Genomic DNA, 22,370 nt, shown 5'->3' with positions numbered 1-22,370 from the left:
TCGTATGAAACTCTTCAAGTCTGCCGACCTCATCCGCAAAAGCAAATACATCAGCCGGGACCTGAGCTGGCTGCGCTTTAACTACCGGGTGCTTGATCAGGCCCGGGATGCCAGCCGCTCCCTGTTCGATAGGCTCCGCTTTATTGCCATTACCAGCAGTAACCTCGACGAGTTTTTTATGATTCGGGTGGGCTCGCTCTACAACTACATCGACTATGGCAAGGAGCGGGTAGATTACTCGGGGTTGCGGGAGCTGCCGTTCCGGCGCAAGCTGCTGGATTTTGCCCACCGCTTCGTCAACGACCAGTCGCTCACGTATCTGAACGAGCTGAAGCCACTGTTCGAGAAGAACGGCTTCAACGTATTGAGAATGGAGGAGCTCACGGAGCTGGAGTTGAAGAAGGCCGATGGGTACTTCAAAAACACCATCTTCCCACTGCTCACGCCTATGGTATACGACTCGTACCACGGCTTCCCGCTGATGATGAACCAGATGCTCATCTTCGGGGTGGTCACGCGGGCTGGGGGCGGGTTGGATGCCGAGGCCGAGCGGGGCCAGGAACGCCTCACGTTCGTGCAGATTCCGCAGAACCTCTCGCGCTTCTTTGAGCTCACGCGCAAGGACAAGGTCATCTTCGTACCCATCGAGGAGATTGTGCGCGAAAACCTGCCCAAGCTGTTCCGCAACGTCGAAATTGTATCGGCCGATTTGTTCCGCATCACCCGCAACGGCGACTTCACCCTGGAGGAGTCGGACGATATTGATGTGGACTTCATTAAGGAAATTCAGCTGGGGCTGAAAACCCGCAAGAAAGGCCGCGTAGTACGCCTGGAGGTGGAGCCCAATGCCTCGCAGCTGCTGATGAATGTGCTGAAGGAGCGGTGGAAGATTGACAACGGCAACGTGTTTGTCATCAACTCGCTCATCGACCTGAAAGGGCTGCTGCAGATTTTGAAGCACCCAAACTTCCGGGGCAAAGGCTTTAAGCAGCCAGCGGCCGTCACGCCGCTGAGCTTGCCGGAAGGAGCTGAGGATAACTTGTTTGAGTACCTCAAGCACCATGATGTGCTGCTGCACCACCCGTATAACAACATCGACCCCGTGGTGCGGCTGCTGGAGCAGGCCGCTGAGGACCCGCACGTGCTGGGTATCAAGCAAACCATCTACCGCCTGGCCGACGACTCGCGCGTAACGGCTGCCCTGCTGAAAGCCGCCGAAAACGGCAAGCACGTTTCGGTACTGTTTGAGGTGAAGGCCCGCTTCGACGAGGAACGCAATATCCGGGAGGGAGCCAAGCTGGAAAAGGCCGGCTGCTTCGTCATCTATGGGGTGAGCAAGTACAAGACGCACACCAAAATGATGATGATTATCCGGAAGGAAGGGGAGAAGGTGACGCGCTACGTGCACATCGGCTCGGGCAACTATAACGAGCAAACTTCCCGCATCTATACCGATGTAAGCCTGCTGACCACCAACGACGTGTACGGCCACGATGTGTCGGAATTCTTCAACGTAATTACCGGCCACTCGCAGCCCGACGATTACGAGTACCTGATTACGGCCCCCAAGGATATGCGGCAGCAGCTGATTTCCTTGATTCGGGAGGAAAGCCGCAACGCCAAGAAGGGCTTACCCAGTGGGATTGTGATGAAAATGAACTCCTTGGAGGACAAGGAGATGATTGACGAATTCTATAAGGCCAGCAAGGCCGGCGTGCCCATCCGGTTTATTGTGCGCGGCATTTGCTGCCTGCGGCCGGGCCGCGTGGGCCTGAGCGAAAATATTGAGGTGCGCAGCATTGTGGGCGACTACCTAGAACACTCCCGCTTGTTCTACTTCCACCAGGCAGGCCACCCCAAAGTGTACGCCGGCTCCGCCGACCTGATGGTGCGCAGCTTCGACCGGCGCATCGAGGCCCTGTTCCTCATTGTGAACCCACAGCTTAAGCGCGAGGCCATCAACGTGTTGTATTTCAACCTGAAGGACAACCAGAATACGTACGTGATGCGCGAGGACGGAGCTTATATCCGCCGGCTACCGGCTGCTGATGAGCCCGTGTTCAATGTGCACAAAGAGTTCTATAACAAGAACTTTGGATTGGTAGCGGAAACGGCCCTGTACGAAGAGTGGCTATCCTGCGCTGCTATCCGGAGCGACGCCCCCGCCGACACGGCCGAAGCAGTTATATCCACGGATGGAGGAGTGCTGCCCGAGGAGGGGGCCGAAAGCGTAGCCGCCGAAGTAGCGGAGGAAAACCCTGAAACAGAAGCCGATTTAGCCTAGTTTGCAACAGAACACTACGGCCCCAGTAAGCCCTGACCAAAAGGCTTACCGGGGCCGTAGTGTGTGCGGGTAGATCGTCTAACGCTTCTTTTTGAGCAAGTGCGGATAAAATACCAAACTGGCCTGCCCCAGAAACTCGTTGTTCTTCTCGTGCCAGATAACGCCACGCAACGCCGTGGTAGTTGCGGCCGATGGACCTGAGGCAGTGGAGAAGCCCCCGTTGAGGCGAAACTGGAGCGCTGGGAAGTTTTTGGAACCTAGCTCCAACTGCCCCCATACGGCATGGCGCAGCAGGGTAGGCACCGGGTATTGTACGTTGTCGCGCTGGTACGTTTCGCCGGTTTCAGTTTGCCGGGTGGTAAGAATGGAATAGCGCCGGTAGTTCAGCAATGAGGCTTCGTAGGAAAGCCCGATTGAGCCAAGAATGTACCGGCTGGAAAGTTGTTTCTGTAGCCCTACCAAGCCGTATAGTTGTCGGCTGTCAACGGTTCTGAACTCATCTGAGTAGGGCCCGCCGAGTGCGCTCTGGAAACTGCGGGCTATGCCCCCGCCGCCCATTACCGTCAGCCAAGAGGTGGAATCGAGGGGGATGTAGAAGCCCAGCCCTACGCGGGCATGGCGCTGAGTTGATTGATCCTGCTTGCTGACCTTACCTGGGCGTTCTAGGCTGCCACCAACCGTGGTGGTTAGCAGTACATGATTAGCCGGGGAGTAGGCCGCCTGAACACCGGCAAAGTGGTTGCCATCAACGCCGGCGGAAACTTCAGCTTCGTGCTTGGCGTGCACAGTGGGTAAATGCGGAGCAATGGGACGATAGGCAGAGCAGGACGCCAAAGCAGATAGTAGCGGTAACCCAGAAAAGAATAATGGATGATGTTTCATAATACCTGAATGGAATGTGGTACGAACCTACCGAATCCGTACCAAGCTTGTCAACCGTAGAGGATAGTATTTTAGAGCTGGCCTAGCGCAAAAACGAAGCTCCAACCAGCTGTTAAATAGCTGGTTGGAGCTTCGTTTTTTTGACTTTTCAGAAAGCCGCAGATGCTTACTCTACTTCGGTGGGGCGGGGCTGCACGGTGGGTTTCGGGTGGCCGGGCCGGTGGTCACCGGATGCCCGGATTTCCTCGAAATGGTCCTCAAACAGCGCCTGTAGCATGCCATCTTTCAGCCCAATGTCGGGCACAATCATCTGGTGCACATCGGCCCACTCCATAGCGGAAAGGTAGATATGGCCGGCGGGCACGATAACGTCGGCGCGGTCGGGGTTAAGCAGGGCCACGTTCACCCGCTCATCCATACTCATGCTGGTGAGGTGGTCGAGGACAGTGGCAATGCGCTTGCGCGTCACGGGCTTATCTAGCTGAGGCTGAGAAAGGCTGTACAGCTTATTGATGTTGCCCCCCGTACCAATGGCCCGGGACACGTGGTAGCGGCGGGCATTTTCGGTCACCCATTCTTCCATCCGCTGCCAGGTTTCGCGCATGGCCTCGGTGCTTAGGCCGGCCTCTTCCTGCTGCATGCGCCGGATGCTGCCCACCTCAAATGACTGAGACGCCACCTTGCGCCGGTTGTGGTAGATGTTGAACTCGGTGCTGCCGCCGCCCACGTCAATGTGCAGATAGTGCTTCTTGTCTTCCAGCAAGTTTTCGATGACGCGGTTGATGTAGGCGGCTTCGGCTTGCCCGTCAATTACCTGCACCGTCATGCCCAACTCCTGCTGAATGCGGGCAGCTACCTCTTGGCCATTTTCGGCGGTACGCATGGCCGAGGTGGCACATACCAGGTAGTGGTTAGGGGCCACATCGTGCACCTCCATCAGCAGCCGCAGGGCGTGCAGAAACTTGATGAACTTCTGCTGCTTCTTCTCCGAAATGCGGCCGGTGGCAAATACGTCCTCACCCAAGCGCAGAGGGTAGCGCACGTACTCCACGCGCTTGAGGCGGTACCGGTCGCCGTAGTGCAAAACTGCCGAAATCTGGCACCGTACAGCGTTGGATCCAATGTCAATGGCGGCCAGTTTCAGAAGCGGATATTCCATGCAGAAAGGTGTGGAGCAAAAGAAGTCTGCGGCAAATATAAGATTTCATAGCGGCTGCAAAGTAGTCGGCGTGCCGACTAGTTATCAATCCGGAAACCCAGCCCAAACTGAATCAGGCCATTTTCGACCGATTTCTGGTAGGACACTGACAGAGCCAGCTGGTCGGAAACGGGGGCAATGTAGAAACCGGCCCCGTAGCCCTCGTGCCAGCCGCCCGGGGAGTAGCCTTTGAAATACACTCGGCCCCGGTCGTAAAAACCAAACACGCCGTAGGAGAAGGGCAGAAAGGAGGTTTGCACCCGGCCCAGCGCCAGCCGCAATTCAGTGTTCAAATACAGGCTGGCGTCGCCGGTGAAGCGGGTGCGGTAGTAGCCGCGCAGCCCTTCCCGCAGACCAATATTGGCGAATTTGTAGAAGGGAATGTCGTCGTCGTTGCCGTAGTTTTTAGCCCCGCCGCCTTTCACGACCAGCGTTACCGGAATGCCCAGGCGGGCCGTGCCGTAGTACTCCGCAAAACCCTGGGTAAGGCCGAAGTTGCCCTTATTGCCGTTGAGCTGGTGGTAGGTGTCGTGCTGGGCCCGCAGGCGCACCCCGCGCCGGGCAAAGCTCTGCCGGTCCCGCAAATCCACGTCCAATAGGGCGTTCAGGCCAATGAGGCGCTGAAAGTCGGTATTCGGAATCCGATCCTTCGGAACCTCTATTACCCGATTTTCTAACTCGCCTAGGTAGCTGTCGGCAGCGTAACTGGAGGTGTATTGCTCGTAGGTGGGCCCAATGCGGAACAGGCTGCGCTGCCAGAATACCCGCTCGGTAAAGGCATTCAGGGTGAAGCCTTTGTAGCGGGCTTTGTAATATTTATCGTCGTACAGGCCCTGATCTTTCTGGGTGTCATTGCCCAGGCCGAAGAAATTGTAGAACGGGAAGAAGTTGCCGTATTCGGTGCGGGCGCCTACGTCCCACTTGCCAAACGCGTAGCGGTGCCGCGTAGCCAACGATACCTGGAAGTTGCCGCCGCTGGAGCCGCGTACGTCAAATGAGTACAGGTTTTTGAATCCCGGCTTGCGGAAGCCCTGGCGCACGAAATCCACGCCAGCACCCACGCCCAGCCCGTCGTTGGCATTCACGATAACCGTAGCCCGAGGCTTATACCCATTAAACTCAAATTGCTCCCGGTCGTAGCGGTTCACATCGGGCCGGGTAGAAGTGCGGTTGTCAGATTCCGGGCCTAATTTGAGGTCGGTATCGGGCACATCGTACACCTTGGTAAGGGTACGCAGGCCGCTCACACGGGAATCGTCGGAAATTTGGTCTTTGCCGTCGCCCCCGATGATGCGTACCAGCACACTCTTGTTGGACGAGCCGGTTACCGTGAAAACGTCTTTGCCATCGAGGCCATAGAGGCTCACTTCCTCGGTCTCCTTGGGCGAGAAGGTGCGGTCGAACAGGGCCGGGCCGTTGGGTTCGTCACCGTCTTTGGATTTGTCAAACATCTGCACCCGCACGCGGCCGTCGGCCTGCCGGTCTACCCGGAATACCTCGGCTTTATTGGAGCCTACCACGTCCACGCGCTTAGCCAGCAGCAGGTAATACTTGTCCAGGGCCTTCGGTAGCTCCTGAATGCGGGCCTTCAGCTTGCGGTTCAGTTCGTCGGTGGAGAGGTTTTTTAGCTCGGGGGGCAGGGCACCGGTGGCCTCGTCGATGGCGGCGGGGGTAATACGCTCCTGCATGTAACGGGCAATATCCTGCCACTGCTCCCGGCTCAGGCTCTGCAGCAGAAACCTGTCTAAGTGACGGGCGGGCCAGTTCAGGCTTTTCATGTCACCAAATTCGGCCTGAAACCCTTCAATGCTGGGTATGGCCCATTCCCGGTTAGCCAAGTAGGTGAGCACCCCGTTCCAGAGCGTGAACGACTGGTCCCGGTCGCGCGGGATGGGTTTGTACACGGTTTTCTTGCCGTCTTTAAAGCCCGCCCACTTCCAGTTGTCTTCGTGCTTGCCAAAGTCGGCCACCAGCATATCAAACGCCCGCGCCCGGCCCAGCGCCACGGCATCAATACGGTTGTCGTTGTCCTTATAGAGTTGGCGGAAGAAGCTAAAGGAGCGGCGCACCTCGTCGGCCCCACCAAAGCCGGGCAGGTTGGGCTTGGGGTCCACGGGGCGGTCTTCCAGGGTGCCAAACAGGCCGGCAAACTGCTCCCGGTAGGGGCCCAACTGGTTGTTGTCGGGTAGCACGAACAGCCGGGGCCGAGCGTGTAGAATGTCGGTTTTGTCCAGCAACGAACCCGTTACCAGCGCCGAATAGGGGTGAGCCGTGGGCGTGATGTCGCGCAGCACGTTGGCGGCCACCGACTCGCGCAGCTCCGGGGGCAGAATCCGGGTCACATCCTTATCTACCGAGCGAAAAACGTACTCCGAGGAGTCGGCGGCAATCAGCTTGAGCGAGGTGGTCTGGCGGCCCCCACCAGGCCCGAAGGGGCGCAGGCCGCCTTTTTCAGTAGCTAGGTTAAGGGTGCGTACCTGCACCGGCTGGGTCCAGGAAGTGCGGTACAGCTTGCCCAGCCAGAACCGGGAGCCGCCCGTGCCGGTGTACTGTTTGCCGGCGGCCAGCGTCTGAGTAGCTTCAAAGGGCACATCAGGCTTCACCTGAGCCACGCCCATCGGAGCCGATGGGCATTCCGGAATAAACGAGTTGACGGGTACCCCAGCCTGCTCCGGCCCGCAGGCCGAGCGGAACAGAGTAGCTGCATACGCCTCCCGAGCCGTATTTCCGCCTTCAAAGGTGTAAAACGCCGTTTTTACGGTGCCATCGGGGTAGTAATCGAGGCGGGAGAAGCCTTCCTCAGCTTCGTTGAACTGCGACTTGCTGTTGGCCCCTACATGTTGTTTTTGGGCGAAGGAGCCTGATACCAAGTGGTAGCTGCCCTGCTGCTCGGTGAGCTGCAGGCTATAGTCGTGGGCGGCGGCGTACACGGCCCCTGGGTGGTCACGCAGGGTATTCAGCATTTCCTTTTGGAATTGCTGGTAGGCGGGGTTGGCCAAGTCGCGGGGGGAGCCCACATTCTGGCGGTAGGCGGCGTACACGGTGCCGGCCACGGGCGGTAGCAGGTGGCGGCTCAGGGGCATGTGGCCGCCGTATACGCCGTTGCTAAGCACCGGCTGGTGGCCCACTAGCAGCACGTTGCGGCCCTTGGTTTCATCCAGCACATCCTGCAGCTGCTCCCGAAACTCCTCCACCGTGAGGGTTTTGCAGTCGGTATCGGGAGCTTCGGGCCGGTCGAAGGGGTGCGTCCACCAAGGCGAGTTGATAGCCACCAGCCGCACCAAAGGGGCTATGTCTACGACTTCCGGACCGGGGCAGCCTCCAGTCGGGATAAAGGCATTCTGATTAGGCAGTTTGTCCTCAATGTACTTTTCCAGCCGGCGCACCCGCTTAAGGCCATCGGGGCCGGAGTTGGCCCAGTCCTTATCGCCGGGCAGGAAATAGATTTTGCCGTTCGGCAGGCCCTGCACCAGCGCAATCAGGGCATCGGCGCGGGCCGTCTGGCCGGCCTGGCTGGAATCTTTAGCCGAGCCTAGGCCTTCATTGCCTACAATATCACCGAGGTGAACTACGGTAAACGGGCCGGTTTGCTGCTCCAGCGTGCGGCGCAGGGCCTGCAGGTGGCTGGTAGGCAGCTCGGCCGTAGCCGTATTGCCCAAGAAAAACACCGTGTGAGCCGGGGCGGCCGACTGGGCAAAAACCGGAACTGAAGCTGCCAAGCCCAGACCAGCCAGCAGCATGCGCGAGTAACGAACGGACATAGAAGGGGAGTGTAGAAGGCTCTTCTACGCAAAACCCGTCATTCCGATTTACCTCGACATTACTTTCTGGTTATCGGGCCAGAGCCGGCTGCAACAGCCGACGCGTGGCATACTGCATCAGTAGCACCAAGGCACAGGGCAGCAACACCCACTGCACTTCACTGCGCAGCACGCGGGCGGCCCATTCGCCCACAAATTTCTTCACGCCGATGGGCGAAACGGCAATGGGCCGCAAGCCGAAGAAATACCGTTCCGTATCAAACGGGCTGAAAAAAGCCACACCTTCTCCGCCCGTCGTCATGGCATCCAATACGCCGTGCGAGGCCGTGGCCAGAAACAACAGTAGCCACAGCCGGGCCTGCGGAGGAGTGGCGGCGGTGCGGCGCACCCGGCAGATGCCAACTGCCAGCGTAGCTACCACTACAGCCGCTAGCAGGGAGTGGCTCAACCCCCGATGGCCCCATAGGCTGGCGTAAGGCACATGAAACTTGAACCCGATAACATCCGCATCGGGAAGGAAGGCGCAGGCAGCGGCCAGCACCCAGTAGGGCCAGTAGCGCCGCTCCGGTAAAAGCAGTTTTCCCAGCGTTGCGCCCAAGGCGCAATGGCCAATAATTGAAGCCACGGATAGAAGAAAAATGTAGGGTGAAAAAACCGGACAGAAGACTAAGCCTGCTGACGCAACTGGGCCGCCACTTGTGGCACACCCACGGTGGCGGGCTCGGTGATGAAGTGTAGGTTGGGCCGGTGGCTGATGGGCGGGCGGCTGGGGTCGATGATGTAGACTGGGGTACCACGGCGCACATAATCAACCAGCCCGGCGGCCGGGTATACCTGCAGGGAAGTGCCGACTACTAGAAACACATCGGCCGTGGCGGCTTCGTGCGCCGCCTGTTCCAGCAGGGGTACGGCCTCCCCAAACCACACAATGTTGGGTCGTAGCTGGTGGCCTTTCTCGCACAGGTCGCCTAGGTCAATGCGCTCATTCTCCATCGGGTACACCAAGTGGTCGAAGTGGGAACTGCGGCTCTGGAATAACTGCCCATGCAGGTGAATTACCCGGGAGGAACCGGCCCGCTCGTGCAGGTTGTCCACGTTCTGCGTTACCACTACTACCTCAAAGTCCTGTTCCAGCTCGGCCAAGGCACGGTGGCCGATGTTAGGCTGGGCCGCGCGGGCAGCAGCGCGGCGCTGGTTGTAAAACTCCAGTACCAAGCCCGGATTCCGGACCCACCCTTCCGGCGTAGCCACCTCCTCAATGCGGTGGTTTTCCCACAACCCATCGGAGGCCCGGAAGGTAGCCAGCCCACTTTCCGCTGAAATTCCGGCTCCGGTCAGGGCCACTAACTTTTTCTTCGTCATAGCACACTTGTTGGTTGTGAAAAGGCTAATACGAACCAAGGCTAACATCCGGTGCACCGTGCATAAGGGTAGCTGGCCTGGCAACCCCGATACGTTTCCTATTTGAAGCGGCTCAGCTCGGAGTTTTCAAACGTCCATTCCGGCGTAATCACCCGCGGCTCTTGCGGATCGAGAGTAAACCAGGCGCCCGCACTGGCCCGCGGCCCGGCTTTGAGCACGTGCATCTGCTGGGCGGGCATGTAGCTCTGGGCCAGCAGGGCCACCCGGCGGCCCGTATTGGGCTGTACAGCTACATCCAGCACCAGCACCGCGTGACCCGGTAAGCCACCCTGAATGAGCACGTCGCCGGGCCGCACCTGGGCCAGAAGCATCGGCCGCAACTCCTTGCTCAGCGACAGGGTGCCGGCATAGGTGAAAATCTGGTCGAGGTAGCGGCGCAGGCTGGCGTGGGTGGGTGCTTCGGATGGGCGCGGGGCCGGCCGCACGGCGTTGCCCACCACCCGGAACCCCGTGCCACTGTACCAATCCTGAAATCGGATATCGTCGCCGCTGGTCAGGTGGAAGTGTATCTGGTCGGGCTGCTGGCTGAACTGGTACTCGGCCCGCAACCGAATCACCGCATCTGCGCACTGCTGCAAATCCCGCGGCCCCACATCCAAGTTCAACACGGCGGCGTGCACATCCTGCCGGCCCTTTAGCTGGCCATTGTAGAGCTTCACGGGCGTACCGGCGGGCAGCAGAGGCAGGTAGCGCAGCCACTCCCCGAACGAGCCGGCTGCCACGGGCACGCGCTGGTAGCCGGCGGGCGGCGCAAACCGGGCCTGCACCGTCTGGCGCGGGTTGTAGCGGCCAGCCGCCAGCCAGGCATAGGCGGCCGGTTGGGGCTCGGTTTCCGGCGTAACTGAGATGGTTTCAGTCAGGGTAGCAGCGCCGCTTAGCAACAGATTCAGGAACAGTAGAGCGTAGTGCATTCCGGAGGATGGAAGAGTAGCGGTGAACAGCCGCGCAATAACGAATTTTAGACCTCGCTATTTTACCCAAGTGGGCACAAAAAAGCCCCAACGGCTGGTTGGGGCTTTTCTGTGTGGTACTAGCAGTTTGCTACTTCGCTTTGCCAGTGGTTTTTTTTGCCGTGGTACCAGCCGCTTTCTTCGCCGCGGGCTTCTTGGCAGCCGGCTTTTTGGCGACGGTTTTCTTGGTGGGCGTGTCGGCCTTTTCTTCTTTATCCACAGCCGGAGCGGCTTTTTTGCCGAAACGACCACCTTTGGCGGGCTTGTCGGGCGTGGCGTCGGCCAGTTCCTGGCAACGCTCTAGCGTGAGGCCCGCCGGGTCTTCGCCCTTCGGAATCTTCACGTTCTTCTTGCCCGCCACTATATAAGGGCCGAAGCGACCATTCAGCACCTGAATATCCGGATTCTCGGGGAAGCTCTTGATCAGCCGCTCGGAGTCGGCTTTGCGCTTGGCTTCGATGAGGTCAATGGCTTCCTGGGCCGTGATGGTGTGAGGGTCCTGCTCCTTGGTAAGTGAGTAGAACTTACCGTCATGGCGGATATACGGCCCGAATCGGCCCAGGGCAGCCGTCATGTCCTTATCCTCGAAAGCGCCTACAATACGCGGCAGCTTAAACAGTTCCAGCGCTTCTTCCAGGGTGATGTTCTCAATGAACTGACCTTTGCGCAGGCTGGCGTACACGGCCTTTTCCCCCTCGGGGGCACCTTCCAGCGGCTCAATCTGCACGTACGGCCCGAAGCGGCCTAAGCGGGCGGTCAGCTTCTGGCCGGTTTCGGGGTGAATGCCGATTTCCCGGTTGCTACCCAGCGTGTTACGCTCAATGTTCTGGCCCCGCTCCACGGTTTCGTGGAAAGTGCCATAGAAGCCCGCCAGCATGTCGGTCCACTCTTCCTGGCCGTCGGCAATGCGGTCAAACTCGTCCTCCACCTTGGCCGTGAACTGGTAGTCCACAATCACCGGGAAATGCTCTACCAGGAAGTCATTAACCACCATGGCCGTATCGGTAGGGAACATTTTGGCTTTGTCGGCCCCGTAGGTTTCAGTTTTAACCTCGGTTTTCACCGCGTCACCGTCCAAAGTCAGCACGTGGAATTTACGCTCCTTGCCCTCGCGGGAGTCCTTTTCCACGTAGCCCCGCTTTTGAATAGTGCTGATGGTAGGCGCGTAGGTGGAGGGACGGCCAATGCCCATTTCTTCCAGCTTTTTCACCAAAGAAGCTTCCGTATAGCGGGCCGGGGGAGCGGCATACCGCTCGGTAGCCCGCAGCTGCTGCAACGGCAAATCCTGGCCCACATTCAGCGGTGGCAGTCCGCGCGAAAACGACGACTCGCCGTCCTGCTCATCCTCATCCTTGCTCTCCGTATACGCCTTCAGGAAGCCCTCAAAAGTGATAACCTCGCCGGTAGCCGTGAGCATGGTGCCAGGCTGAGTGCTGATGCCAATGGTAGCCACTGTGCGCTCAATCACCGCATCGGCCATCTGCGAGGCCAAAGCCCGCTTCCGAATCAGGTCGTAGAGGCGCTGCTCCTGGGAATCTTCCCCCGCTTTTAGCAAGTTGAAGTCAGTGGGACGAATGGCTTCGTGCGCCTCCTGAGCCGAAGCCGCTTTGGTCTTGAACTGGCGGGTGTGGGCGTATTCGGCACCGTAAGCAGCCGTAATGGCGTGCTTAGCAGCCTCCAGCGCATCCTGCGACAGGTTCACCGAGTCGGTACGCATGTAGCTGATGCGGCCGGCCTCGTACAGCTTCTGGGCCACGCTCATAGTTTGGGCCACCGAGAAACCCAGCTTGCGCGAGGCTTCCTGTTGCAGGGTAGACGTAGTAAATGGCGGCGCGGGGCTGCGCTTGCCCGGCTTTTTCTCCAGATTCTCGATGCGGTAAGTAGCGCCCACGCAGCGGGTCAGGAAGGCTTCGGCTTCCTCGCGGGTTTTGAAGCGGGTGGGCAACTCGGCTTCCAGCACCGCGCCCCGGCCGGCATCAAAGCGGGCCACTACACGGTACGCTGAGGAAGTTTTGAACTGGTTGATTTCCCGCTCACGTTCCACCACCAGGCGCACGGCCACGCTCTGCACCCGGCCCGCCGATAGACCCGCTTTTACCTTTTTCCACAACACTGGGCTCAGCTCAAAACCCACCAGGCGGTCCAGCACCCGGCGGGCCTGCTGGGCATTCACCAAGTTCAGGTCGATTTCCCGAGGGTTGTCGATGGCGTTGAGAATGGCGTTCTTGGTGATTTCGCGGAACACGATGCGCCGCGTCTTCTGATCGTTCAGGTTCAGCGTTTCCGCCAGGTGCCAGCTAATAGCCTCGCCCTCCCGGTCATCGTCACTGGCCAACCATACGGTTTCCGCTTCCTTGGCCAGCTTTTTTAGTTGACTGATTACCTCACGCTTGTCGGCCGATACCACGTAGGTGGGCCGGAAGCCGTTGGCAATATCAATAGCGTTATTGTCCTTAGGCAGGTCGCGCACGTGGCCGAACGACGACTTGACCACGAAGTCCTTGCCCAGGTAACCTTCAATGGTTTTGGCCTTGGCTGGTGATTCGACGATGACTAGATTTTTGACCATAGGGGTGGGAATACACGAGGCGGTTTCGGTAGGAAACGGGGGGCACCGTGCAAAAGTTGAATTTTGCCGCAAAGATGCTGGAATAATCCGGCCCTGATGCCGGGGCCGCGAAATATCCGCGTGCTACTATAGGTATGCGAGAAGTGTTGCTCCAACGCCGGTGACAGACAAGAGGTTCAGTTTCCGGGAGTTATGGTGCGGATATAAGATTTTGCGCTGCATAGCTGCCAAATGGGCTTATCTGCTACCTTTGCCTGTTCTGGAACCCTACCCCGAAGGGCTCCGTTTGTGCACCGCCTTCCTTCCTCAGGCCCCGTCACCCTCTATTAGTGTATGGCTTCCGCTAAGACGCCCAAACCCACCACCCGTCCGGCTTCGGCTGCCCCCGCCGCCCCCGATGCAGTCACTACCAAAACCAATGGTAGTCCAACACCAAAAGAGCTATCCAACGGTAACCTGACCCGCAAAAGAGGACAGGATATTGGGGTGTATGCTTCCCAAAGCCCGGACTACATCAACGATCAGCTGAACCGGGTGCTCTACGCCCTCGACGCCTTCAAGAAAGGCGACGTATCGGTGCGCCTTACCAAGCAGAACGACGACATCTTTGCCGAAATAGCCGAGGCCTACAACTCCATGGTGGAGATGATTGGCGGGGTAGGCGGGGAAGTGTCGCGCATTTCGAAGGTGGCCGGGGTGGAAGGCAACCTGAAAGCACGGGCCAACGGCGAAAACGCCGCCGGCTTCTGGCGCGACATGATCAACAACATCAACGGCTTGGTGGATAGCATTGCCGTGCCGGTGTTGGAGGTAGGCAAGGTGCTCAAGAACATCAGCAAAGGCAATCTGGATGAAACCTTCCAGATTCCAGTGTCAGGTGACTTTAAGGTGATGGCCGAAACCATCAACAAGACCATCGATAACCTGAACCTGTTTGCCGGCGAGGTAACCCGCGTGGCCCAGGAAGTAGGTACGGAGGGTAAACTGGGTGGCCAGGCCTCGGTGCCCAACGTAGGCGGCGTGTGGAAAGACCTGACCGACAACGTAAACACGATGGCCAGCAACCTGACTTCGCAGGTGCGGGACATTGCCAACGTAGCCACGGCCGTAGCCAAGGGCGACCTGACGCAGAAGATTACGGTAGACGTGAAGGGCGAGCTGCTGCAGCTGAAGCAGAACCTCAACCAGATGGTGGACTCCCTGAACCTCTTCGCCGGCGAGGTAACCCGCGTGGCCCAGGAAGTAGGTACGGAGGGTAAACTGGGTGGCCAGGCTAGCGTGCCGAATGTGGGCGGCGTGTGGAAACAGCTGACGGACAACGTAAACACGATGGCCAGCAACCTGACCTTGCAGGTGCGGGACATTGCCAACGTAGCCACGGCCGTAGCCAAGGGCGACCTGACGCAGAAGATTACGGTAGACGTGAAGGGCGAGCTGCTGCAGCTGAAGCAGAACCTCAACCAGATGGTGGACTCCCTGAACCTCTTCGCCGGCGAGGTAACCCGCGTGGCCCAGGAAGTAGGTACCGAAGGCCGCCTCGGCGGTCAGGCCTCAGTGCCCAACGTAGGCGGCGTGTGGAAAGACCTGACGGATAATGTGAACTACATGGCCTCGAACCTGACGCTGCAGGTGCGGGATATTGCCAACGTAGCCACGGCCGTAGCAAAGGGCGACCTGACGCAGAAGATTACGGTAGACGTGAAAGGCGAGCTGCTGCAGCTGAAGCAGAACCTGAACCAGATGGTGGACTCGCTCAACCTCTTCGCCGGCGAAGTAACCCGCGTGGCGCTTGAGGTAGGTACCGATGGTAAACTGGGTGGCCAGGCCTCAGTACCGAATGTGGCCGGCGTGTGGAAAGAGCTGACGGATAACGTAAACAACATGGCCTCGAACCTGACCCTGCAGGTACGAGACATTGCTAACGTGGCTACCGCCGTAGCCCGCGGCGACTTGAGCCAGAAGATGACCGTGGATGTGAAAGGAGAAATCCTGGAGCTGAAGAACATCCTCAACCAGATGGTGGACTCGCTCAACATCTTCGGTGACGAAGTAACCCGCGTAGCCCGCGAAGTAGGCACCGAAGGTCGCCTCGGCGGCCAGGCCTCGGTGCCCCGCGTTGGTGGTACCTGGAAGGAGCTGACGGACAACGTAAACACGATGGCCAGCAACCTTACCTCTCAGGTGCGCGACATTGCCAACGTGGCTACCGCCGTAGCAAAAGGCGACCTGACCCAGAAGATGACGGTGGATGTGAAAGGCGAGATTCTCGACCTGAAGAACATCCTCAATCAGATGGTGGACTCCCTGAACATCTTCGCCGGCGAGGTAACCCGCGTGGCGCGTGAGGTGGGTACGGAAGGTATCCTCGGGGGGCAGGCCAACGTGCCGAGCGTTTCCGGTACCTGGAAAGACCTGACGGACAACGTAAACACGATGGCCTCGAACTTGACGAGTCAGGTGCGGGACATTGCCAACGTGGCTACCGCCGTAGCCCGCGGCGACTTGAGCCAGAAGGTGACGGTAAACGTGCGCGGCGAACTGTTGCAGCTGAAGGAAAACCTCAACCAGATGGTGGACTCGCTCAACACCTTCGGCGACGAAGTAACCCGCGTGGCCCGCGAAGTAGGCACGGAAGGTCGCCTTGGCGGACAGGCCGTGGTGCCCAACGTGCGTGGTACCTGGAAGGACCTCACCGACAACGTAAACTTCATGGCCGCCTCGCTCACCAGCCAGGTGCGCGACATTGCCAACGTAACCTCCGCCGTAGCCCGCGGCGACCTGTCGCAGAAAGTATCCGTTGACGTAAAAGGCGAACTGCTCGACCTGAAGGACAACATCAACCAGATGGTGGACTCGCTCAACGTGTTTGCCGGCGAAGTAACCCGTGTGGCCTTGGAAGTAGGTACTGATGGCCGCCTCGGTGGCCAGGCCGATGTGCCCAACGTATCGGGCGTTTGGAAGGACCTGACCGACAACGTAAACACCATGGCCGCTAACCTCACCACCCAGGTGCGGGGCATTGTGAAGGTAGTAACGGCCGTATCGCAAGGTGACTTGACCCAGAAGCTGACCCTGGACGCCAAGGGTGAGGTGGCCGACCTGGCCGAAACCATCAACCGCATGGTGGACGACCTGAACCGTCTGGCTTCGGAAGTAAGCCGCGTGGCCCGCGTAGCCGGGGGCGAGGGCAAGCTGACGGAACGCGCCACGGTAACCGACGTATCGGGCTCCTGGAAAGAACTGGTGGACACGCTGAACGCTCTCATCGAAAGCATTGCCTCGCCGGTACTGGAAGTGTCGCGCGTAGTGCGGGCCATTTCGGAAGGCGACCTGACCCAGCAGGTGGAAATTGAAACCACCGGCGACATCCGCGCCATGGCCGACGCCCTCAACTTAGCCGTTGACAACCTCAACGAGCTGCTGGGCGAAATCAACGAATCGTCGCAGATTGTGGGCGAATCGTCGGAGGACATGGTAGTGAAAGGGCAGGAGATGAGCCGCGTAACCGTTGACGTGGCCCTGGCTATGCAACAGATGGCCGAAGGCGCTCAGAACCAGGCTCTAAAAACCGACCAGGCCTTCAAGCTGATTGAAGAAATCATGCAGGCTACCAAAGAAACAGCCGGTAAAGCCGATGTGGGTATCAAGGCGGCTATTCTGGGTGAGCAAACCTCGCAGCTGGGTCTGAAAACGGTGGCTGAAGTGGTAAAAAACATGGAGGAAATCAGCAACGCTGCTGCCCAGACCTCCAAGACCATCGAAGTACTCAGCACCCGCTCGGGTGAAATCAGCAAGTCGCTGGGCGTAATCACCGACATTGCCGCCCAAACCAACCTGCTGGCCCTGAACGCTGCCATTGAGGCCGCCCGTGCCGGGGAAGCCGGCCGTGGTTTTGCCGTAGTAGCCGAGGAAATCCGGAAACTGGCCGAAGGCTCCCGCAAATCGGCCGGCGAAATTGCCACGCTGGTAGAGGACGTGAAGAAGGACACTACGTCGGCTGCCTCCGCTATCAGCACCATGGAAGGCCGGGTACTCAAAGGAAAAAATGCCACCTTCGAGGCCAGCTCGGCCTTTAAGAACATTGCCACCTCCTCGGGTGAAACCCTGCGCACTTCCCGCGACATTCTTACGGCTACCGAGGTACAGAAAACCTCGATTGGCGACGTGGTGAAGTACGTGGAAGAAGTAGTAGCCATTGCCGAGCAAACGGCCTCGGGTACGCAGCAAGTAGCCAGCACCGCTAAACAGCTCTCCACAAGCATGCAGGAGCTGACTACCAGCAGCCAGAGGCTCACGGATATTGCCGACGACCTGCAGCTGGGCCTCTCGGCCTTCCAGCTGATGGAAGACGTGGAACCGGAACCCGAGCCGGAACCCGAGCCCATCCGGCGCCGGTCGCTGCTGCGGCGCACCAGCCCCCAGCCAGCAACGGCCGCTCCGGCAACTCCAGCCGCTACCCGCCGCACCGCCACCGTGGAAACGCCGGCTCCTGCTACCGAGCGGAAGCGTCCCCACCGCCGAGCTGCTACCACAGCCACTCCGGCCGCAGCACCAGTAGCCGCTGCTACGGATAAAGCTCCCGAAACCGGCCGCAAAGCAGGCTCCCGCCGGAACGCTAAAGCGGCCGCGGCAACTGAGGCTCCGGCCGAAACGGCCGCCCCAAAAGCCCGGGCTTCCAAGCGCAAAACCAAATAAGCTGACGTCATCCTCGTTTACCGGAATGCTGCCCAAGTATTTCGGTTAACGCTACCCTCTCAGGCATGCCTGATTCTGAAAAAAACGCCAAACAAGACCCCATCATTCAGCTGATTGTATTTCGGCTGGGGGAGGAAGAATACGGGATTCGCATTGAGCAGGTAAAGGAGGTAACCATTACTCCGGAAATTGCCCGCATGCCCAAAACCCCTCCCTTTGTGAAGGGTATTGCCAACCTGCGCGGCGACATCATTGCCATTATCGACCTGGAAGAGCGGTTTCGGCTGCGGCCTGCCGGCCAGGATATGCCCGCCGTATCGTACACCATGGCCATCGAAGCCAAGGAGTACACCATTGGCATCATGGTGCGCGAGGTACCTCAGCCGCTGTCTATTCAGCAATCCGTCATCGAGAAAGCGCCCGAGTTCATCCAGGATATTAACATTCACGACAAATACATCGAGGGCATCGCCAAAATCGAGGACCGCATCATTGTGGTGCTCGATATGCTGAAGCTGTTGACCCCGTCGGAAATTATGCAGCTGCAGCCCAAAGCGGAATCTTCCGGTTCGGGCAGCCGTACAAAGGCGTAGTTTTTTCCGACTGTCCAGCTTTTTCCTCATTCTGCTTTTCGCACTTCCCATGAAAAACCGCATCCTCATCGTCGACGACTCCTTTTACATGCGTACGATGCTCAAGAATATGCTCACCGACGCTGGCTATGAGGTAGTAGGCGAGGCCGCCAATGGCCAGCAGGCCCTGGAAATGGCCACTGAAACTAAGCCTGACTTGATTACCCTTGACGTAATTCTGCCAGATAACACTGGCCTGGACGTGCTCAAAGGCATCCGGCAGGAGCAGCCCGACGTGAAAGTGGTAATGTGCTCGGCCGTAGGCCAGGAGGTAATTGTAAACGAGGCCCTCGAAAGCGGCGCTACTGCTTATATCGTGAAGCCCTTCTCCGAGGAGAAAGTGCTGGAAATTGTGGGCAGCGCCCTGCAAGAGTCTTCTTCCGCCGATCAGGCCTAAGTTCCGGTTTGTCCGGCCGGCTACCGTAGCCCGGCCGCGTTGGTGTTTCCTACTCCGTGTCTACGTTCGTTCCTCCCTTCACCCTGTTGCTTGGTAATCTGCCTACCGCCGTTCGCACGGCGCTAGGCCGTTTGCTGCCCGCTATTTCCGAGCTGGAGGTGGTGGGTACGGCTATATCCGCCGGGCAACTACCCGTGCTAGCCCGCCGGCTGCGGCCTGGTGTGGTACTGGTGGCTGAAGATGGTTTGTCGGATCTGGAGCAGTTGCAGCGCCAGTATCCGGTGCCGGTGCTGCTGTGCTGTGCACAGCCACCCTTACCGGGTATGCTGCGCGAAGCCGCGCGTTTGGGAGTGTACGACTGGATTACCTCGCCCCCCGCTTCAACCCCGGAGTTGGCTGAGTGGCACCGGTTGGTAGTGCGTAAGTTGCTGGCGGCCCGACCTCGCCTCAACGGAATGGCACCTGCAAGCATGCGCATCCGTACGCAGGCTATTCCGCTGCCTCCGCAGGGAATTGTTGTGCTGGGTGGTTCTACGGGCGGCGCACCGGCAGTAGAAACATTACTACGCTCAGTGCCAGCGCATTTTCCGTGGGCTATCCTGGTAGCCGTGCATCTGCCGGCACATTTCACCGATTTCTTGGTGGAACGGCTGCGTCGGTCGTGCGTGCTACCGGTGGAGGCTGCCGGTTCTGGTACCCGTCTGCAGGCTGGCCGAGTGCTGGTAGCACCCGGTGGGCACAATACGGTAGTACAACCCATGACTGGCAGCCCGTGGCTGGGGTGGCAAACGAATTTTGTGAGTGAAGCCAGCCTAGATGTACCATCCATTGACATTCTAATGCAGTCGGCTGCCCGGCTGGTAGGGCGCAATGTGGTAGGGGTAGTACTCACCGGGCTGGGCCACGATGGTACGGCCGGGGCCCGCGCCATTCGGCAGGCCGGCGGTACTGTGCTGGTGCAGGATGAGGCTTCCTCCGCCGTGTTCAGCATGCCCAAATCGGTTATTCAGGCGGGGTTGGCTTCAGAAATAGTACCCTTATCAGACATGGCCACTACCGTGCTACGGTACGTGCAGCCCCGGCCCGTTCCCGCCACCCGGTTTAGTTCCCGCCTTCAACCAGCCAGCGCCCAATGAAGTCACGGGAACAGGAATACCGGGAAATTTTCATGGCGGAGGCGTTGGAGTACTACGACGCCATGAGCCGCCACATCAGTGAGCTGGAGCGTAACCCCGGTGATGAAGCGGCCCTGAATGAGCTGTTCCGGCTCATGCACAACCTCAAGTCCAACTCCCGGGCTATGGGCTACAACGCCATTGGCGAGCTGGCCCACCACATGGAAACCATCTTCGGGCTGATTCGCAGCAAGGAGCGGTCCTTCACCGGCTCACTGGTGCCCGTGCTGTTTAGCGGCATCGATACCATCGGCGAGATGATTCGGGCTGTAGGGGCCAACGAGGATATGCCCACCGTGGACCGCCTCATGGACAACCTGGACCGGCTGGTGCAGGGAGAGGAACCCATTCTGGAGGCGGAAGAGGAGGAAGATGAAGAGGATGCCAGCCGCAAACTGGAGCTGTCCGACTTAGTATACATCCAGATCAAAAAGCTTGACCACCTGATGAACTTGGTGGGCGAGTTGATTATTGACCGGGACCGGGTGCTTACGCTCAGCCAGGAAATTGGCAACCCGGCCTTGCTGGCCGCCGCTACCCACCTCTCACGTATTGCCGATGAGCTGCAGTACAGTGTGATGGACGCCCGCTTGGTAGGCGTAGGCTCTTTGTTCAGTAAGTTTCCGCGGGTGGTGCGCGACGTGGCCACGGCCGAGAAGAAGGATGTGGAGCTCACTATGGTGGGGGAAGACATCCAGATTGACCGTAACATTCTGCAGATCATCACCGACTCGCTGCTGCACTTGGTGCGCAATGCCATCGGCCACGGCCTTGAAACGCCCGCCGAGCGGGAAGCCGCCGGTAAATCCGCCCAAGGCCACCTTACCCTGATGGCCCGCACCGAGCGGGACGATGTGCTGATTCAGGTGCAGGATGACGGCCGGGGCATCAACGTGGAAAGCGTGCGGCGCAAAGCCGTGGAGCGGGGACTGGTAGCCGCCAACGTGGCCGCTACCCTCGACGACGATGCTGTTCGGGCCTTCCTGTTCGAGCCAGGCTTTTCCATGGCCAAAGAGGTAACCGAAATTTCGGGCCGCGGGGTGGGCCTCGACGTGGTAAAGCTGGCCATCGACTCACTGGGCGGCCAGCTACGCGTGGAGTCGGTGTTGGGCCAGGGTACTACGTTTACGCTGGTGCTGCCTACGTCCATTGCCGTGAAAGGCGCGCTGCTGTTCCAACTGGACCAGCGCAACTACGCCATTCCGCTCATGCATACCGATTCGGTGGTTTCTCTGCTGCCGGAGAGCTTCAACGTGGTGGGCGGCGTACTCATCACGCGCATTCAGGAAGAAAATGTACCGGTAGTATCTCTGCGCAAGCTACTGCACAACGGCGACGGGCCTTTGCCGCCCGCCGTGAAAGCCGACGTGCAGGGCCGCCAGGATATTATCATTGTCAACTACAACAACCGCCGGCTCGGCCTTATCGTCGACCGGTTTTTGCGCCAGCAGGATATCGTGGTGAAACCCATGAGTAAACCGCTGGATACCATTGACTTGTTTGGCGGCGTTACGCTGTTGGGCAGCGGGCAGGTATGCCTGGTGCTTGATGTGCCCGCGTTAACTCGACTGTTTTTAGCCAAACGGCCATAATTTTCGTAATTGCAGACCTGAAGCAACCGGTTACGGCTGTTTGTTTCTTCAACTGATATCTATGGATTTGCACATGACGGAGCTGGAGCGGGACATTATCCGCGAAATCCTGAATATCGGCCTTGCTCGGGCGGCCGATTCATTCGCGGTTATCGCCCAGGAAAAGGTGCTGTTGGAAGTACCCAATCTGGATATTGTCTCAGGTAAAAGCGTGCTGGATAAAGTAGGAGACCTACAAACTGGCCACGTGGTTATTCAGTCGGATATCCGGGGCGACTTTAACGGGACTACCCTCATGTTCTTCTCCGGGCAGCATGTGCAGCGGTTGTCGCGCGTGTGCCTGCGCATGAACACCTCTGATTCCGTGCAGATTGACGAGATGCAGGAGTCGCTGCTGCTGGAAATCAGCAACATCATCACCGGAGCCTTGGTCACGCAGCTGGCCAACATCCTGAAAGCGCACATCTACGGTGCGCCGCCCGCGCACCCGCGCGGCGACATGGCAGCTTCTCTGCGCAATCTGCTGGTAGACCGGCCGATGGTGCAGCCCCTGATTTTCTCGGTGGTAACCCAATTCTCCGACAAAGAAAATTCGGTGGAGCTGCCCCTGATGATTTTCTTTGATCGGGACACGTTCGAAAAGATTCTGGAAATTATCCGCACCTACGATTTTATGGGCGGGCAACAAGCTACTTCCTAACCACACAAGCCCCAGCGCCGACGGGGCCTTACATTGGCGAAATGGCCTCCGATGCCGGAGCCGTGCCGTTACGGCACCGGCACTGGCGGACCGGGGCCATTGCTGCTTTCGGC

Annotated in this window: 14 protein-coding genes; 7 read left to right on the top strand and 7 right to left on the bottom strand. The window is 58.9% G+C overall.

Annotated elements, in window-relative coordinates:
- The first annotated feature begins 4 nt into the window (after window positions 1–4).
- The gene (gene ppk1 / locus LF252_RS09130) at window positions 5–2,284 is read left to right on the top strand and encodes a polyphosphate kinase 1 (RefSeq protein ID WP_226269274.1); all 2,280 of its coding nucleotides are present in this window, start codon (window positions 5–7) and stop codon (window positions 2,282–2,284) included.
- A gap of 78 nt (window positions 2,285–2,362) precedes the next feature.
- Here ppk1 and LF252_RS09125 read toward each other — a convergent pair whose 3' ends face one another.
- From LF252_RS09125 to topA, 7 genes are all read right to left on the bottom strand, one after another.
- The gene (locus LF252_RS09125; protein ID WP_226269273.1) at window positions 2,363–3,118 is read right to left on the bottom strand and encodes a hypothetical protein; all 756 of its coding nucleotides are present in this window, start codon (window positions 3,116–3,118) and stop codon (window positions 2,363–2,365) included.
- Window positions 3,119–3,332: 214 nt separating this feature from the next.
- A complete protein-coding gene (locus tag LF252_RS09120; protein WP_226269272.1) occupies window positions 3,333–4,325 on the bottom strand; it encodes a Ppx/GppA phosphatase family protein in 993 nt (330 codons plus the stop codon).
- A 77-nt stretch (window positions 4,326–4,402) separates the two neighbouring features.
- Window positions 4,403–8,125: an outer membrane protein assembly factor gene (locus tag LF252_RS09115; RefSeq protein WP_226269271.1), complete on the bottom strand. Its 3,723-nt coding sequence runs from the start codon at window positions 8,123–8,125 to the stop codon at window positions 4,403–4,405.
- Between the two features lie 70 nt (window positions 8,126–8,195).
- The gene (locus LF252_RS09110) at window positions 8,196–8,750 is read right to left on the bottom strand and encodes a metal-dependent hydrolase (RefSeq protein WP_226269270.1); all 555 of its coding nucleotides are present in this window, start codon (window positions 8,748–8,750) and stop codon (window positions 8,196–8,198) included.
- Between the two features lie 41 nt (window positions 8,751–8,791).
- A complete protein-coding gene (locus LF252_RS09105; RefSeq protein ID WP_226269269.1) occupies window positions 8,792–9,487 on the bottom strand; it encodes an SIR2 family NAD-dependent protein deacylase in 696 nt (231 codons plus the stop codon).
- A 98-nt stretch (window positions 9,488–9,585) separates the two neighbouring features.
- On the bottom strand, window positions 9,586–10,458 hold the full coding sequence (locus LF252_RS09100; protein ID WP_226269268.1) for a DUF4846 domain-containing protein: 873 nt from the start codon (window positions 10,456–10,458) through the stop codon (window positions 9,586–9,588).
- A 130-nt stretch (window positions 10,459–10,588) separates the two neighbouring features.
- Window positions 10,589–13,066 (bottom strand): type I DNA topoisomerase, encoded by a 2,478-nt coding sequence (gene topA / locus LF252_RS09095; protein WP_226269267.1) that lies wholly within the window; start codon window positions 13,064–13,066, stop codon window positions 10,589–10,591.
- Window positions 13,067–13,399: 333 nt separating this feature from the next.
- On the opposite strand from topA, the gene LF252_RS09090 reads away from it, so the two are divergent.
- The 6 genes from LF252_RS09090 (at window position 13,400) to LF252_RS09065 (ending at window position 22,257) form a co-directional block, all read left to right on the top strand.
- On the top strand, window positions 13,400–17,761 hold the full coding sequence (locus LF252_RS09090) for a methyl-accepting chemotaxis protein (RefSeq protein WP_226269266.1): 4,362 nt from the start codon (window positions 13,400–13,402) through the stop codon (window positions 17,759–17,761).
- 65 nt (window positions 17,762–17,826) lie between these two features.
- Complete coding sequence (locus LF252_RS09085) at window positions 17,827–18,354, top strand: chemotaxis protein CheW (protein ID WP_226269265.1); 528 nt, start codon at window positions 17,827–17,829, stop codon at window positions 18,352–18,354.
- Window positions 18,355–18,403: 49 nt separating this feature from the next.
- On the top strand, window positions 18,404–18,790 hold the full coding sequence (locus LF252_RS09080) for a response regulator (RefSeq protein WP_226269264.1): 387 nt from the start codon (window positions 18,404–18,406) through the stop codon (window positions 18,788–18,790).
- Window positions 18,791–18,846: 56 nt separating this feature from the next.
- Window positions 18,847–19,926 carry a chemotaxis protein CheB gene (locus LF252_RS23010; protein WP_226269263.1) on the top strand — a complete coding sequence of 360 codons (1,080 nt, stop codon included), beginning with the start codon at window positions 18,847–18,849 and terminating at the stop codon, window positions 19,924–19,926.
- A complete protein-coding gene (locus tag LF252_RS09070; RefSeq protein WP_226269262.1) occupies window positions 19,923–21,557 on the top strand; it encodes a chemotaxis protein CheA in 1,635 nt (544 codons plus the stop codon). Before LF252_RS23010 ends, LF252_RS09070 begins: the two co-directional genes overlap by 4 nt.
- 61 nt (window positions 21,558–21,618) lie before the next feature.
- Complete coding sequence (locus tag LF252_RS09065) at window positions 21,619–22,257, top strand: chemotaxis protein CheC (protein ID WP_226269261.1); 639 nt, start codon at window positions 21,619–21,621, stop codon at window positions 22,255–22,257.
- Window positions 22,258–22,370 lie beyond the last annotated feature (113 nt).

It is taken from the genome of Hymenobacter pini (assembly GCF_020421205.1).
GTDB classification, from domain to species: domain Bacteria; phylum Bacteroidota; class Bacteroidia; order Cytophagales; family Hymenobacteraceae; genus Hymenobacter; species Hymenobacter pini.
Note: the sequence above shows the minus strand (reverse complement) of the source record. Positions and strands in the feature narration are given on the sequence as shown.